This window comes from Streptomyces sp. NPDC051064 (genome assembly GCF_044455985.1).
In the GTDB taxonomy this organism is placed as follows: domain Bacteria; phylum Actinomycetota; class Actinomycetes; order Streptomycetales; family Streptomycetaceae; genus Streptomyces.
The window spans coordinates 1-13,451 of record NZ_JBITFK010000022.1 but is presented as its reverse complement, the minus strand read 5'-3'; the positions used below and the strand labels follow the sequence as shown (position 1 = coordinate 13,451).

The 13,451-nt window shown below is 70.0% G+C and carries 14 protein-coding genes; 4 read left to right on the top strand and 10 right to left on the bottom strand.

The window, feature by feature from the left end; genetic code table 11:
* Positions 1 to 108 precede the first annotated feature (108 nt).
* From ACIBCU_RS38210 to ACIBCU_RS38165, 10 genes are all read right to left on the bottom strand, one after another.
* Positions 109 to 942, bottom strand: a complete 834-nt coding sequence (locus ACIBCU_RS38210) for a recombinase family protein (protein WP_399237286.1) — start codon at positions 940 to 942, stop codon at positions 109 to 111.
* 467 nt (positions 943 to 1,409) lie between these two features.
* A complete protein-coding gene (locus tag ACIBCU_RS38205) occupies positions 1,410 to 1,583 on the bottom strand; it encodes a hypothetical protein (protein ID WP_399237283.1) in 174 nt (57 codons plus the stop codon).
* Between the two features lie 671 nt (positions 1,584 to 2,254).
* Positions 2,255 to 2,407, bottom strand: coding sequence for a hypothetical protein (locus tag ACIBCU_RS38200; protein ID WP_399237280.1), 153 nt, complete (start codon positions 2,405 to 2,407; stop codon positions 2,255 to 2,257).
* A 171-nt stretch (positions 2,408 to 2,578) separates the two neighbouring features.
* Positions 2,579 to 4,612 carry a plasmid transfer protein TraB gene (traB, locus tag ACIBCU_RS38195; protein ID WP_399237278.1) on the bottom strand — a complete coding sequence of 678 codons (2,034 nt, stop codon included), beginning with the start codon at positions 4,610 to 4,612 and terminating at the stop codon, positions 2,579 to 2,581.
* A gap of 32 nt (positions 4,613 to 4,644) precedes the next feature.
* Positions 4,645 to 5,187, bottom strand: a complete 543-nt coding sequence (gene traA, locus ACIBCU_RS38190; RefSeq protein WP_399237276.1) for a plasmid transfer protein TraA — start codon at positions 5,185 to 5,187, stop codon at positions 4,645 to 4,647.
* Between the two features lie 98 nt (positions 5,188 to 5,285).
* Positions 5,286 to 5,771, bottom strand: coding sequence for a hypothetical protein (locus tag ACIBCU_RS38185; protein ID WP_399237274.1), 486 nt, complete (start codon positions 5,769 to 5,771; stop codon positions 5,286 to 5,288).
* Positions 5,772 to 5,868: 97 nt separating this feature from the next.
* Positions 5,869 to 6,192 carry a hypothetical protein gene (locus tag ACIBCU_RS38180; RefSeq protein ID WP_399237272.1) on the bottom strand — a complete coding sequence of 108 codons (324 nt, stop codon included), beginning with the start codon at positions 6,190 to 6,192 and terminating at the stop codon, positions 5,869 to 5,871.
* Positions 6,189 to 6,452 (bottom strand): hypothetical protein, encoded by a 264-nt coding sequence (locus ACIBCU_RS38175; RefSeq protein WP_399237270.1) that lies wholly within the window; start codon positions 6,450 to 6,452, stop codon positions 6,189 to 6,191. The genes ACIBCU_RS38180 and ACIBCU_RS38175 overlap by 4 nt, the downstream gene beginning before the upstream one ends.
* Positions 6,449 to 7,528 (bottom strand): DUF2637 domain-containing protein, encoded by a 1,080-nt coding sequence (locus ACIBCU_RS38170; RefSeq protein ID WP_399237268.1) that lies wholly within the window; start codon positions 7,526 to 7,528, stop codon positions 6,449 to 6,451. The genes ACIBCU_RS38175 and ACIBCU_RS38170 overlap by 4 nt, the downstream gene beginning before the upstream one ends.
* Entirely contained in the window at positions 7,525 to 7,758 is a 234-nt protein-coding gene (locus ACIBCU_RS38165; protein WP_399237265.1) for a hypothetical protein, read from the bottom strand. The genes ACIBCU_RS38170 and ACIBCU_RS38165 overlap by 4 nt, the downstream gene beginning before the upstream one ends.
* A 329-nt stretch (positions 7,759 to 8,087) precedes the next feature.
* On the opposite strand from ACIBCU_RS38165, the gene ACIBCU_RS38160 reads away from it, so the two are divergent.
* From ACIBCU_RS38160 to ACIBCU_RS38145, 4 genes are all read left to right on the top strand, one after another.
* Positions 8,088 to 8,831 carry a GntR family transcriptional regulator gene (locus tag ACIBCU_RS38160; protein WP_399237262.1) on the top strand — a complete coding sequence of 248 codons (744 nt, stop codon included), beginning with the start codon at positions 8,088 to 8,090 and terminating at the stop codon, positions 8,829 to 8,831.
* A 200-nt stretch (positions 8,832 to 9,031) separates the two neighbouring features.
* Positions 9,032 to 9,247: a helix-turn-helix domain-containing protein gene (locus tag ACIBCU_RS38155; protein ID WP_399237259.1), complete on the top strand. Its 216-nt coding sequence runs from the start codon at positions 9,032 to 9,034 to the stop codon at positions 9,245 to 9,247.
* 317 nt (positions 9,248 to 9,564) lie between these two features.
* On the top strand, positions 9,565 to 10,527 hold the full coding sequence (locus ACIBCU_RS38150; protein ID WP_399237257.1) for a bifunctional DNA primase/polymerase: 963 nt from the start codon (positions 9,565 to 9,567) through the stop codon (positions 10,525 to 10,527).
* Entirely contained in the window at positions 10,524 to 11,981 is a 1,458-nt protein-coding gene (locus tag ACIBCU_RS38145; RefSeq protein WP_399237255.1) for a phage/plasmid primase, P4 family, read from the top strand. Before ACIBCU_RS38150 ends, ACIBCU_RS38145 begins: the two co-directional genes overlap by 4 nt.
* The last annotated feature ends 1,470 nt before the right edge of the window (positions 11,982 to 13,451 follow it).

Here is a 13,451-nt window from a genome sequence, read left to right as displayed (position 1 = left end):
CATCGGGTCGGGTTGTACGTCACCGGGATGACGTACCGCGGGTATGAGTGCGGGCCCGCAGCCGGTGGTGGCTACGGGCCCGCGTTGGCCGGGTCAGGCGTTGTCGGGTCAGTGCTGGGAGAGCAGGCGTGCGGCGCGGTCGCGGCGCTGTTGTTCCTTGCGAGCAGCACGGGCTGCTGCGGACTGCTGACGGGCTTTCTCCCGGGCTTCCGGGGAGAGCAGCCGGGCGACGGTGGTCGGGTGCCACTTCCCCCCGCGCTTGGCCGGCATGTCGTCGCGGGAGTTGGCCCGGGCGCAGATGGCCCGGATGCTCAAGCCCTCCTCGTCGCGCCACCGCTCCATCTGTTCGGCGGTGGCGTTCTCCTGCTCGTCGGCGGTGAGCTCTCCGTCCACGGACTGCTGCCCGAACCGGGGTGCCCCGTAGGCGTAGCCGCCCTTGACTCCCTTGGCCGTGCGTCCCTCGGTGAGCCGCTTCACGATGAGGCCGCGGTCCAGCTGGTGGAAGACGCCGCGCATCTGCCGCATTGCGGTGCGCATCGGGTCGGACGCGTCGTCTTCGAGGTGCTCGCCGTGGTCGGCGGTGAACACGCGGCCGGCCATGGCCCAGACGTAGGACAGGACGGCTTCCTGCACCGTGAGTTCACGGGCGAGCCGGTCAAGGTTCGGCGCGAGGATTCCGTCTGCGCGTCCGTCCGCAATCCACGCCACGGCGTCCATGAGGCCGGGGCGCTCCTCGAGGGTGGACGTGCCCGACTTCCCGCCCTTGCCGTCCCCGTCCGTGACGACGTGGACGATGCGCACGCGCTCGGCGGTCTGCAGCTTGGCCCAACGCCGGCAGTCGGCGTCCTGCGCATCGAGTCCGTATCCGTCCACGGCTTGTACGGCGGTGGAGACGCGGCGGACGAGCACGAGTCGGAGAGCGGGGGTGCGGGGCGTCGTCATGCCTGCCACTGTACACATCTATGGGCATAGATGTAACGCCAATGGTGAGAGCGATTTGGTGCGGACAGGGGCGCCAGGAGGTGACAGGACCGGACACGAATGCCGCACTCCGGGGCATCAGGTGACGGACCGTGACCTACGGGGCAGCGCCGCGGTAACGGCGTTCGTTGTCGTCAGGCTGACGCTCCGCACCGGTAATACCGGGGCATACGCCTAACAGTTGGCATCATGGTGCAAGTCGGGCGCTGCTACGGGCAGTCGCCTTCCCAGACCACCGGTCGGTGGAGTACGGCCACGGGTCGCCCGGGGAGAACCCCCTTTGTGCTTCCTCCCGGGCGACTGGCCCCGGGGGTAGTCGATCCTGCCTCCGGGCCCGCAGAGCCTCTTAGGAACGCGTACAGGGCCGCGGCTGCCATACGGGCCCGGTCGCTCGAGCAGGGGGCAGGGGCTCCCTCCCCGGGGCCCGGTCACGGCTTCCGCCGGAGCATGGCGGCGACGAGACCGGGCAGCGCCCGGAGCACCGCGACGACGTCGCCCCGGTGAGCACGGAAGATCGCGGCGAGGCTGATCACCGTGATGCAGAGCAGAGCGACGATGAGCGCGATCGGAACGGCGGTGGCGAGCAGAGCGAGGTAGTCCACGGGATCTCCTGGGACGAGGGCGTGCGGGGGTAGGGCGGTGGCGGTGGTGGAAAAAGTCCGCCCGTCCCGGACAGCTCGAGGGAGGCCGGGACGGGCCGGGGTAGATCAGCAGGTGGTGCAACCACATTCAAGGGAGCCGGTTACCAAGCTCCGCAAGCCCTGGGGACCAATGGCTCTCCCGTCCCCCTAGTTATGTAGGGGTGGCTGCCGGATGTGACGGTCGGCGCCTCGATACGGTCGCGGGCATGAGCGAAGAGACCTTCCCACCCCCTGCTGCTGCTCCGGTGTGCGAGCGGGAGTCGTGCGACAAGCCGTTGACTCCGTCCCGTGGGGCGACGCCCCGCAAGTACTGCTCGCAGTCGTGCCGGCAGCGCGCGTATGAGGCGCGGCGGCTGCGGGAAACGGTGGCGCTGGCGATGGAGACGGCCCGCCAGCAGGAGCGTGCTGCAGCACGTCGGCAGCCGTCACATGACGCGTCACAGTACGCGTCACCTGACGCGTCACGTGATGCCGCTCGGCCAGTCGCCCCACAGGTTGAGCCGCCGCCGTGGAGGCGCCGCGGGTTCTCCCCGACGGGAGCTCCGATGATGCTGCCGGACGAGTAGCCGGGCATGGCAGCGGCCCCTGTCCCACGGTGGGGAGCAGGGGCCGCTGCGGCGGTGCGCGGTCGGTCAGTCGGTGTCCAGGGTGAGGACTCCGGCCCGGTAGTCGGTGTATGTCAGGTCGGCGTCCTCGGTGCAGTCGTCCTCGGTGGCGACGGGGATGACGACCGCGGCCCAGTCGGGGAGATCGGCGAGCACGGCGCGGAGTTCGGCAACGGTCATGACGATGTCCTCTCGGTACCCTCTCGGTGGGACGCCCGCGATAGCTGCGCGGGCGTCCCTTCTGCTGTCAGGCTCGGTGTCACGCGGGTGTCAGGGCTGGGTGTCAGGGCGCGTGACACCTGCTCCCGCCTAGGGGTTTGGGTGTCACGGGGTCCGTGACGGTGTCAGGCGTCACGCGGGTGTCAGGGCGGGGACGATCCGCCACCGGCCGGTCGTGCTCGTCGGCTCGAGGCGCCCTTCTGCGGCAGCGTCCCGGAGCCTCGCGGACACCCACGGGCGGCTGTAGCCGTTGGCGTCGCACCAGTCCATGAAGTCCTTCGGGCCGACCACCATCTGCCCGGCTGCCTCGAACTCCTCGAGGGCCCGGGCGAAGAGCTCCCGCGCTTCCTCCGGGGAGGGCTTGCGGCCGGTGTCCGTGCCGAACAGCCCGCCGGCGTCGTCGCCCTGCCCGGCCGGGGGGAGGTCCTGCTCCGGGTCCATGGCGGCGTCCTCCGGGTCGAGCAGGGAGCCGTTCAGCGTTTCGTTGTCCTGCTCCGGCACGGTGGTCTGCTCCGTCGTCTCGTCGGTGTGGGCCTGCCGACCGGTGTACGCGTTGCCGACGACCGCACGCGCGGCCCCGGCGGTGATCGGGTCGGCGGTCGCCCCGTTGCGCACGGTCCACTGAGCGAGCGTCTCCATGAGGGAGACCGCCCCGGGGGTGAACTGGAAGGTGCGGCCCGGGGAGGCGTACCGGTCCTCGTCGATACCGCCGGACACGACGTAGCAATAGCCCGGCTTCCGGTTGCCCCACGCCCCGGGGTGGGCGCCCTGGTCGATGACGGACTCCGGCAGGGAGAACCCTTCGTCGCGGGGGTCGCAGCCGAGCGCGATCACGGACGGGAGGGAGGCGCGGGTGCTGGTGGACATCTGGTCGTAGGACGGGCGCTGCAGGGACACGATGAGGGAGACGCCGGCGGACCGTGCTTCCTGCGCAGTGCCGGTGAACGCGTCGTCTCCGAGCGCCCGCAGCGTGTTCGCGGCTTCCTCCATCCACGCGACCATGTACGGCATCCCGGGGCAGCCGCACGCGGTGCGGTCCGGCCGGCAGGAGTGCGCCGGGTCGGTCTGCGTCTCGGCGGCCTGCGTCGTCCACTGCCGGTAGGAATGCTTGCCGAGCCATCCCGTGCGGGCGGGGATGACGTGCTGCAGCGCTTCGACCATGGCCTCTGTGCCTGCTCCGCCTTCCACCGCCCAGTCGTAGGCGGGGAGTAGCGGCCGGAAGTCCTGAAACGCCTTGGGGTCGGACAGCCACATGATGACGTCGCGGCGCGACAGGATCTCTGTCTGCAGGTTCAGCGCGGCGTCGCCCTTGCCGGAGCCGGTACCCCCGGCGATGAGGAAGTGCGACGCGTTGCGGCCCTCGTCGGGGTCGCCGGGCAGCCACACCATGAGCGGTGAGCCGTCGTCGTACTGCCCGATGACGAGCGGATCAGCGATCGACGCTCCCGGCAGGGACGGGCACTCCCACTCCTGCGCCTCCCCCAGCATGTCGCGGGGCACGATGACCAGTTCCCCGCGGCGCGCAGAGTCGGCGGACGGCTGGTAGCGCACCGCGGACTGCGGGAGGTCCAGGGCCGATGCGATGCGGACGAGAGCCTTGGCGACGTCGTCGTTGGTCTGCTCCCCGCCCTCGAGGGCGAGCGCGGCCGTGACCCGGTTCGGCTCCACCTCCGTGCGGCCGATGCGGGCCTTGGCCAGCCCCACCTTGGCCAGCAGGCCCTTGTCCGCAGACTCCGGGGCGGGCCCGTCCGACGTGCGGAGCGCCATCCTCACGTTCCAGGACAGGGCGAGCACTGCCCCGCCCATGAGGTACGCGTCGGGCAGGGCACCGGCGAGCGGACCAGCAAGGGCTGCTCCGGTCACCCATGCCGACCCGGCCGCGACCGTGATTGCGGAGTGCAGGCGACGCTGCGCGCTGGTCTCCCGACCGGCCCACCACGTGGCCCCGGTCAGGGCGACGGCGGACAGGGTCAGGCCTACGCCGGCACCGACCGAATCGGCCCACATCCAGTGAGCGCCGCCCCCGGCGAGACCGACACCGGCGAGACCGATCCACGGGGGCAGGTGCGGCTTGGCGCGGTGGAGGAGGTACGCGCCGACGCTGCCGCCGGTGCTGCTGCTGGTGCTGGTCTTCGCCATCGCTTCCTTCTCCAATTCCCGGTCCATGTCCCGTCCGTCCTGGTCAACCCACCGGCGGCTCACTGCTGGCCCCACGTCATGCGCGGCTGCTGCGGGCGCCGCTGCCCCTTGGCGCGGTGCGCGTTCAGCTCCCCCTCGTACTCCTGCGCGAAAGCGGCGTAGGTGGCCGCGGCCAACTTCGCGGCGTTGCGGAGCTCGTCGGCGGACCGCTGCAGCTTCCTCGCGACCTTGAACGCCCGGATCTTCGAACCACCGATCCGCCCGTCCGGGTCCGGCACCGTGGCCAGCACCGCCTTGAGAATCTCCGCGCCCATGGCCACCTCGAACGACAGGGTCACCGCAGCGGCCCGGAGGGTGTTGCAGTAGTTGCGGATCTGCGCGGGAGAGGTGAACTCCGGGGCGGGGAGCAGGCTCTCCGTGTGGACCTTGCCCCCCAATACGCTGCCGCTCTTCCGGTTGTTGTTCACGGTGACGTTGATCGGCGGAACGAACCCGGATGCCATGCCCCCGACGAATCCGCCGGCCGCGGCGCCCACGTTGGTGAACTTGTTGTCGCGGGTGCTGCTCTGCTGGCCGGGGCGGGGGGCGCGTGCTGTCGTCATGCTGGCCTGCTCTCTGGTTGGTGGTGCGGTGGGCCGGTCTGTCCGGTCCTCTGCCGTCCCCGGGCCCGTAGACCGGTACCGGGAGCGGCAGAGGGTCGTCAGCGGACGTGCGTCGTCGTGCGCCCGAACCAGCGGGCGGAGTTCGTGACGGTGGTGGTGTGGTGGTGAACCGTGGCCCGGCCGGTGCCAAGCAAGGCCGGACCGATCCGGGAGGCGACGACCGCGACCGCGGCCCACATCACGACAGAGCCGAGACCGGCGAGCGCGCTGACTGCCGTGCCGAGACCGATGAGCAGCTGCCCACCCCCGAAACCGACCCCGCCGGCGAGCAGGCCACCCGCGGCGAGACGCTGCGCCCGGGCGTCAAACAGGGGCTGCGGGGTGAGGTCGCGCGGCTGGTAGACCGCGGGCGCGGTGGGCAGGTGCTCGCGCAGTACGGCCACCATCTGCCCACCGGGGCCCGGGACGTAGACGACGGTCCCGGCCTGCTCGCCGTAGAGGCTGACGGTCCCGGTGACGGGCGCGGCCGGGACGGTGGGCCAGCCCGGGGGAACCTGTACGCGGGGGGTGGGAAGGTGCTCCATGTCCTGCTCCGCTCTGCTGGGTCGAGTGGTGGGAGTGCCCCGGGCCGGAGTCGATCCGGCGCCCTCACGGCGTGACTGCCGGGGCTGGTGGCGCTGGTCAGAGGTCGAATAGGCCGGGAGGCTCGGCGGTCTCGAGCCGGGCCCGCTCCCGGGCGTCTCGGCGCTGCCGGGCGGTCGCTTTGTGGTGGCAGTCGGTGCACCAGGCGAGCAGCTCCCCGGCGGGCACCGCGGCGGCGGCTGCGGCGGTGAGGGTCAGGTCTGCCGGTGCGGCGAGCAGGTGCCCGTGCTCGGTGGTCTGGTCGCACTGCATGGCCGACTTGCTGTGCTTGCTGCCGCAGGCCCCGGTGCAGTGGCAGCGGTGGCCGGCCGTGGACATGACGACCGCCCACACGCGGGGAGTACCGAGCGGAATGACAGTCACGACTGCCCACCCCCCGGGCGGTACGTCATGGGGCGGATCTCTGTACCCGGGTCCGCATACTGCTCGGCCTCCCCTGGGGTGGCGTGGACGCTGAGCAGCTCCCCGCCGGCGACGACGACGTACAGGGGGAGCGGGGCGACGACCGGGGCGGCAACACCCGCTTTCATCTGTTCAACCAGCTCGAGGTCCTCGAGGAGCCGCACGGTCGCCGCTGCCCTCTCGGCGGTGGCGAGCAGCAGACGCTGCGCGGGGGCGATCACGACTCGGCCCCGGCGGTCTGCAGCTCCTGCCGACGGGCAGACACCCAGCCGAGCGACCAGCCGGTCTCGTCGGCGAGCGTCCGCACGGTGACGCCGGCGTTGGCGTTCACGGCTGCTGCGATGTGTTCACGGGCGGCCTGCTCGCTCAGCTTGTTCGTGTTCACCGCGGGGTTGGACTGCTCCGTGTTCACGGCGTCGGTCCGCTTGTTCACGGCGGGGGTGCCCGTGTTCACGGCTGCCTGCTCCCGCTGTTCACGGGCCGCGCGGCGTGCGGCGGCTGCCTGTTCACGGGCGGCCCGCTCGGCGTCCTCCCGCTCTGCCTGTTCACGCTCGGCACGGGCGCGCTGCTCGAGCTCCAGGAGCTCCCGCGCCTGCTGCGCCTCCCGCTGCTCACGGCGCTCTGCGGCGTCCCGGTCGGCCCTCTGCTGCTCGATGCGGAGGGCGTGCTCCCGGTCCTCCCGACGCTGCTGGTCCTCGCGGTCAAGGCGCTCCCGCTCGAGCTGCTCGGCGTGTTCACGGGCAGCCTGCTCCGCTTGTTCACGGCGGGCGGTCTCTTGTTCACGCTCGGCCCGGGCCTGCTGTTCACGGGCGGCTCGCTCGCGCTTTTCGGCGGCTGCCTGCTCGGCCCGTGAACGCTCGATGCCCTCGAGAGCGGCACCGATCGCAGCCCGGTATGAACGCGCAGCTTCCGCCGTGACGATGAGCAGGAGCGGGGCGACGGAGTGAACAGCAACGCCGGTCGGGTCGCCCTTGATGGCACTGTCCCCGACGTTCAGGAGCAGCGTCATCAGACCGGTAAGCCACCGCAGCAGCGCGGGCCACCGGCCGGCGTCCGTCCGCAGCCGGGACACAACGGAGTCGAGATTCACCACGATCACGACCGCGGCGTCCACGACGAGCGGGAGAATCGGGGCGGTCCAGCCGTAGCCGTCCGGGGTGACCCGCTCCACGAGCGGCGTGACCGTGAGGACGGAGAACAACACCGCGCCCGCGGTGATGCCCCACGTGCCGACTGACAGGACGCGTTCGGCGGACCGGATCTGTGCGGGAGTCAGGGTCTCGAGACGGCTGCTCACTGCTGCTCACCCCCCGCAGCGTCGGCGGAGTGGATGAGCGCGTACCGGATCGCGATTACGGCCAGCAGTACCGCGGCGACCACGTTGACGATGTCCTGCCGGTGGAACACGAACTGAGCGACCGCCTCAACGGTCAGCAACGGAATCCAGATCGCCCGGAACAGCCACGGGGTCAGGAGTCGGCGGTAGCGGGTGGGCAGCTCATCGGCTGCGGTCTGCTCGGCGCTCATCACGAGCACCCGCAAACGGTCTGGTCACCGGGGACGTCTGCCTGGCAGAGCCAGCACGTCCACCGGAGTACGGCGCCACGTACAGCGCGGATACGGTTCCTCATGGGTCGGTCCCTCCCAGGGGGTCCGGTCCGACAGCGGCCCCGGTCTAGCCACCGGGGCCGCGCCGGTTTTCTGGCACGGCATGAGAGTGCTGCGGAAGGTTCATCAAGAACCTTGCAACGTCTCCGAAGGTACATAGATAACCCTTGATTCGCAAGCGATGTACCTATAGGGGTTCATGATGTACCTTGACGGGAGAGCGCATCACTCACGAGAGGGGTCAGGCCGTGGCATTCAAGGCAAGCGGGGCGGGATACGCCGACGTGGCGGCGCACTTCCGCACGCTCATCCAGGACGGAGAGCTGACCCCCGGGGCGGCCCTGCCGTCAGTGCAGGAGATCCGCGAGCAGTTCAACGTGTCGGCAAAGACCGTCAGCAGGGCGCTTTCGGTGCTCAAGTCGGAAGGTCTCGCGACCGGTCGCGGAAGTTTGGGCACGGTCGTGACGTCACGCCCCCGGGTCGCCTCCACGGGCGCAGCTCGTATCGACCGGATCAACCGCACCGGTCAGCCCTACTCATCGGGTGAGACGAGCACGGGCCACACAGCCATGCTCCGGAGCTGCGCAGACCCTGACATTGCCGAACAGCTCGACATCGAGTTGCACGACGAAATCGTGGTCCGCCGGCGGGTGTTTCTGCAGGACGGGCGACCCACCGTGGTAGCCCTCTCCTGTGTCCACCCCCGGGCGCTCGCAGCCGTCCCCGAGCTGCTGCAGCAGGGACAGTTGCGCCCGTTCTGGCAGACGACCTACACCGAGCGGACCGGACGGACCGTCACCCGGTCCCCGGAGCGCCGTGGCGCTCGACTCGCGACTGCTGATGAACTCGAGGCGCTGCAGGTCGTGGCACCGCCCACCGCAGCCGTGCCCGTCCTCGTACTGCACACCTCATTTCACGATGAGGAAGGCCCCATCGAGGTGTGGGAGGACGTCTACGCGCCCGGGCTGTGGCAGGTCTCCGGCTCGGTGTAACAGATTCTGCGACTTGGCGTTCAAGAGGGGACAGGGCAGCCGCCCTGTTGCCTCACGGCGCCTCACGGTGCCTCGCTTTGACTCCCGTTGCTCTCCGTTGTGGGGCGTCCCGGGGGTGTGCGCGACCGACAGTGGCAGGGGCATGGTTGTCGCGTGTGACGGCTACGCTGCTGTGAGGCACAGAAGCCGCAGGAGGATCAATGTCATCGATTTGTTCGCCGGAGGTGGTCGGCCCGGAATGGCTGACCGTTGCAGAAGTCGCATCCCACTTCCGGGTTTCGACTCGAACCATTCACCGGTGGGCGGCGAGTGGAGAGATCCGCTCGAAGCGCATCGGTCCCGGCAATCGCGTCGTTCGTATTCACCGCTCGGTGCTCGATGTCGAGCACGACACCTTCTCGGCTGAGGCTGCCTAGCCCCAGATATGCAGAAGGGCCCGGTGTCTCACCACCGGACCCTTCGGGACGCATACCGAGAACCCTACCCAACGGGCTGGCACCCGGGGGGCGGACGGAATGAGTCGCGTTTTCATAGGACGCGTTGCCAGAGTAAGACACGTCTCGCGTGTCATCCATGGCGACCCTGACTCTTCTGTCCCAACCTAGGTGCCGCCCCTTACCCCCAAGGGGACGCATCCATGAGCACAAACCCGCAGCTCACGGGGCCTAACGGCACAGAGCTACCCACCCCCCGCGATCAGCCGATCGGGGACGATCCGTCCAGGCGTCCGACCGTGAGTCTCGTCGCACAGCAGCGGGCCGTGGCGCTGACGTGGGTGGGCCGCGGGCTCCCCGTGGTGCCCTGCTCCCGCACCGACAAGGGCGCGATGGTCCCCGGCTTCGGCAAGGACAAGTCCGATGAGGACGTCGCGAAGTTCTCCGACCCGGAGCAGGTCTCCCAGTGGTGGAGCAGCGGCAGGTTCGCCCGGGCACACGTCGGTCTGCTCACCGGCCGCGGCGGACCGAACGGCCGGGGGCTGCTGGTCATCGACTGCGACATGCTCAAGGCCGACACCGTGCTGCCGGAGCAGTACGCCAGCGTCGCGTCAGGGGTAGACGTCCTCGAGGCGATCGCAGCCGCGGCCGGTGCCGAGTGGCCGGAGACCTACACCGTGATCACCCCGTCCGGCGGGGTGCACCTCTACTTCTGGCAGCCGGCGGACGGGCCGCTCATCGGGTGTGCGACAGGGGACGGGCGCACCGCGCCGCATCTCGGCCCGCTCATCGACGTGCGGGGCATCGGTGGATACGTCATCGCTGCGGGGTCCTACTCGGCAGCGCAGGGCGTCGCTTACCGCAAGACGTCGGATTCGCCGGCCCAGCCACAGCCGCTCCCCGGGTGGCTGCTCGAGCTGCTCCGGCCGGCAGACGTACCCCGGCTGGAAGATCTGCCCGCGCGAGTTCATCAGCTCCCGACCGGAGACCGTGCCGAGCGGTACGCGGTCGCGGCACTGAACGGGGAGCTCGAGGCGGTGGCCAGCACCGGGGAGGGCGAGCGCAACCGCCGGTTGTTCGCCGCGGCTCGGAGGCTTGGCGAACTCTCGGCGACCGCGCCGGCCGTGCTCGGTGAGGCCACGGTGCAGGACGAGCTGCTCGCCGCGGCCCGGTCCACCGGCGTCGGCGAGCAGGAAGCGCTGCACACCATCCGGTCCGGGTGGAGTACCGGCACCCGCGACACCATGGGCGGTGCGGCGTGACGACGACCACCGCCGAAGACGACATGTGGGCCGGAGACGACCTGACCCCGCCCCGCACTCCCGGACCGCGCCGCGCCGTGCGCAGCGTGCGCCGCGCCCCGGTCCAGCACCGCGGGCAACTCCGGATGGCAGAGCGCTTCCTGTCCGAGCACGGGGACTCGCTGCGGCACGTCCACGGCATCGGATGGCACGAATGGGACGGCGCCCGGTGGCTTGCCGATGAAAAGCGCGTAGACCTCAGCTACGCCGTGGGAACGGTGAAGAACGCGCTACGGGACCTCGAGAACATGGGCGGGGACGAACGCGACGACCTGTACAAAGACATCCGCAAGTCGGAGTCCGCTTCCGGCCTCGAGGGCATGGTGAAAATCGCGTCCGCCCTGGCCCCGATGAGCGTGGCCAGCAAGGAACTAGACGCGGACCCGTACCTGTTCAACACGCCCACCGGCACGGTGAACCTGCTCACCGGGGACATCACCGAGTGCTCGCGCGACGACCTGATTACGAAGGTGGCCGGCGCCGGACTGGACGATGAGCCGGAGGAAGGCGACGGGGGAGCAGCCGAGTGGGAATCGTTCCTCGAGCGCATCTTGCCCGATGAGGAAGTCCGCGCATTCGTACAGCGGTTCTGTGGCTACGCCATGCTCGGCAAGGTCACCGAACACGTCATGCCGATCTTCACCGGGACCGGGGCGAACGGTAAAGGCACCTTCCGCGACGCCATGCAGGCCGCGTTCGGGGACTACGCGATCGAGGTTGACCCGGCGATCCTGATGGAGTCCAAGCACGAGCGGCACGGCGCGTTCAAGATGCGACTGCGTGGCGCCCGGTTGGTGTTCTGTTCCGAGACGGAGCAGGGGAAGCGGTTCGCCGAATCCACGATGAAGCGCCTCACCGGTGGCGACCACATCGAAGCGAACTTGATGCATAAGAACCCGATCCAGTTCGACCCGTCCCATGCACTCGTGATGCTCACCAACCACCTGCCAGCAGTCTCCGGCGACGACCCGGCGGTATGGCGCCGCATCCTCGTGGTGCCGTTCGACGTCGTCATCCCCCCGGAAGAACGGGACGGCAGTCTGCCGGACCGGCTCAAGAAAGCGTCCGCCGCTGTGCTCTCGTGGGTGTACGAAGGGTGGCTGGCCTATCAGGAGCAAGGGCTGAACCCCCCGGAGGTGATCCGGGTACGCACGCAGGAGTATCAGGCGTCCAGTGACGTGCTCGGCCGGTTCCTCGAGGAACGCACCATTACGACGCCTCACGGTCGGGTGCGCGCCCGGGAGCTGTTCACCGCGTGGTCGGCGTGGTGCGCCTCGAGCGGGGAGCAGGCAGGCACTGAGAAGGCGTTCGCCGAATCGCTCGCACAGCGTGGCCACGTCAGCAAGAAAAGCACCGGAGGAGTCAAGACGTACCAGGGCCTGATGCTCTCTGGGACCGACGACGACGACGACTGAGACCCCTCGAGCGGAGCGCCCCCATCATCACGGTGGGGGCGCTCTGCTGTTCCAGCCCATAACGCTCTGACCTGCGCGAGTGGAGGGTAGTGGAGGGTTTCCCGTTAATCCTCCATAGGTGCATGCATGGAGAGTTTCGGAAAACCCTCCACTACCCTCCACTAACGTTGAATGATCAACCACATTCCGGCCCGCACCCGGACACCGGCCGGCCACCGTGGACCACCTCCGCCCGGGGGTTGGGGAGCCTCACAGCAGCTACCCAACCCCCGCCATTCGGCAGCCGGTGCCGCGGCTCGTCCGGCGGCTGCCGGTCGTGGTCCTGACCCGCTCTCGACATCCGACCGGGACGACAACGCGCGGTTGTCGCCGAAAGGTCGTGCGGCTCTGCCGCTCCGCAATGTCTGTCGTCTGGACGCGCGGACGGCAGCCGGACCGCGGGAGCTCCGGGCGGTGGCCGCTCGAGGGTCGTGCGGCGCAGCCGCTCCGCTTCTGTCTGTCGTCTGGATCCGCGCGGTTTCCCCCAGACCCGTACAGAGGTTCACCGCCAGCACCTCCCGGGCGATGAGCAGGGGCCCGGGGGGAGTCGGCCCCCACCCCGGGCGGATGATCACGGGATGAGTGAGCGTCGTCGTCCTCTCGGCCCGGGTCCGGTCCTGCCTCTCGAGGAGGAGGGGCGAGCAGCGGTGGCTGCTCGGCTGCTCCCGGTTGAGCGGGGCGAGCAGCTCGAGGTGCGGCCGGTGGCCCCGGTGCGGAGTGGCCGGCGGGTGCTCGGTACGGGGCCGGCAGGTTCTGAACCTGACGGACGGGCGAGCAGCCTCCCCGGCGGTCCCGGCGGTGAGCCTTGCGGGGGTCTCCCCCCGGGGGGCGAGAATCGCGTTTCACAATTCTGAGCGTGTGTGTGCGGTTCTGACCGCGACGGGCCCCGGGGCTGTTGGTCCAGTGATCGCGACTCCCCTACCCCTGTCTGTGACGGCGCGCCTTAATGGCGGCGCGTGAGGCGCTGTTGGTGCGGCGGGTGGTTGGTGCGGTCGGAGTCCAACGTGCGCGGGTGCGGGCGCGCGTAAGGGGGTCCAGAAAGTCCAGAAACCCCCCGCGCGCGGCCGGGGGTGGAACCGGTCCCCCAACCGTTCGCAGGAATCGCATACGTGCTGCTCAGCCCGGGGGGAGATTTTTTGCAGCTGGGCGCGGGGCTGCGGTTGGGCGTGCGCAAAAAAGGGGCTGAGCTGGGGGCGTCTTTCGAAATCGCCACGCACGCAAGCGGGCGAGAAGGGCGTGAGGGTCGCTCGCTGCTCGGTCAAAGAATCGCCCCGACCCTCCCGCTCCCGCGCGCGGCAGGTGTCGCGACCGGTCGCGGCCGGGCTGCTCGGTACGTCATCGGGTCGGGTTGTACGTCACCGGGATGACGTACCGCGGGTATGAGTGCGGGCCCGCAGCCGGTGGTGGCTACGGGCCCGCGTTGGCCGGGTC

Bases quoted from the DNA above. Each gene is read 5' to 3' on its own strand.
- ACIBCU_RS38210 (WP_399237286.1), bottom strand. From the start codon at position 942: ATGACGACGCCCCGCACCCCCGCTCTCCGACTCGTGCTCGTCCGCCGC.
- ACIBCU_RS38200 (WP_399237280.1), bottom strand. From the start codon at position 2,407: ATGACCGTTGCCGAACTCCGCGCCGTGCTCGCCGATCTCCCCGACTGG.
- traB (WP_399237278.1), bottom strand. From the start codon at position 4,612: ATGGACCGGGAATTGGAGAAGGAAGCGATGGCGAAGACCAGCACCAGC.
- traA (WP_399237276.1), bottom strand. From the start codon at position 5,187: ATGACGACAGCACGCGCCCCCCGCCCCGGCCAGCAGAGCAGCACCCGC.
- ACIBCU_RS38185 (WP_399237274.1), bottom strand. From the start codon at position 5,771: ATGGAGCACCTTCCCACCCCCCGCGTACAGGTTCCCCCGGGCTGGCCC.
- ACIBCU_RS38165 (WP_399237265.1), bottom strand. From the start codon at position 7,758: ATGAGCGCCGAGCAGACCGCAGCCGATGAGCTGCCCACCCGCTACCGC.
- ACIBCU_RS38155 (WP_399237259.1), top strand. From the start codon at position 9,032: ATGTCATCGATTTGTTCGCCGGAGGTGGTCGGCCCGGAATGGCTGACC.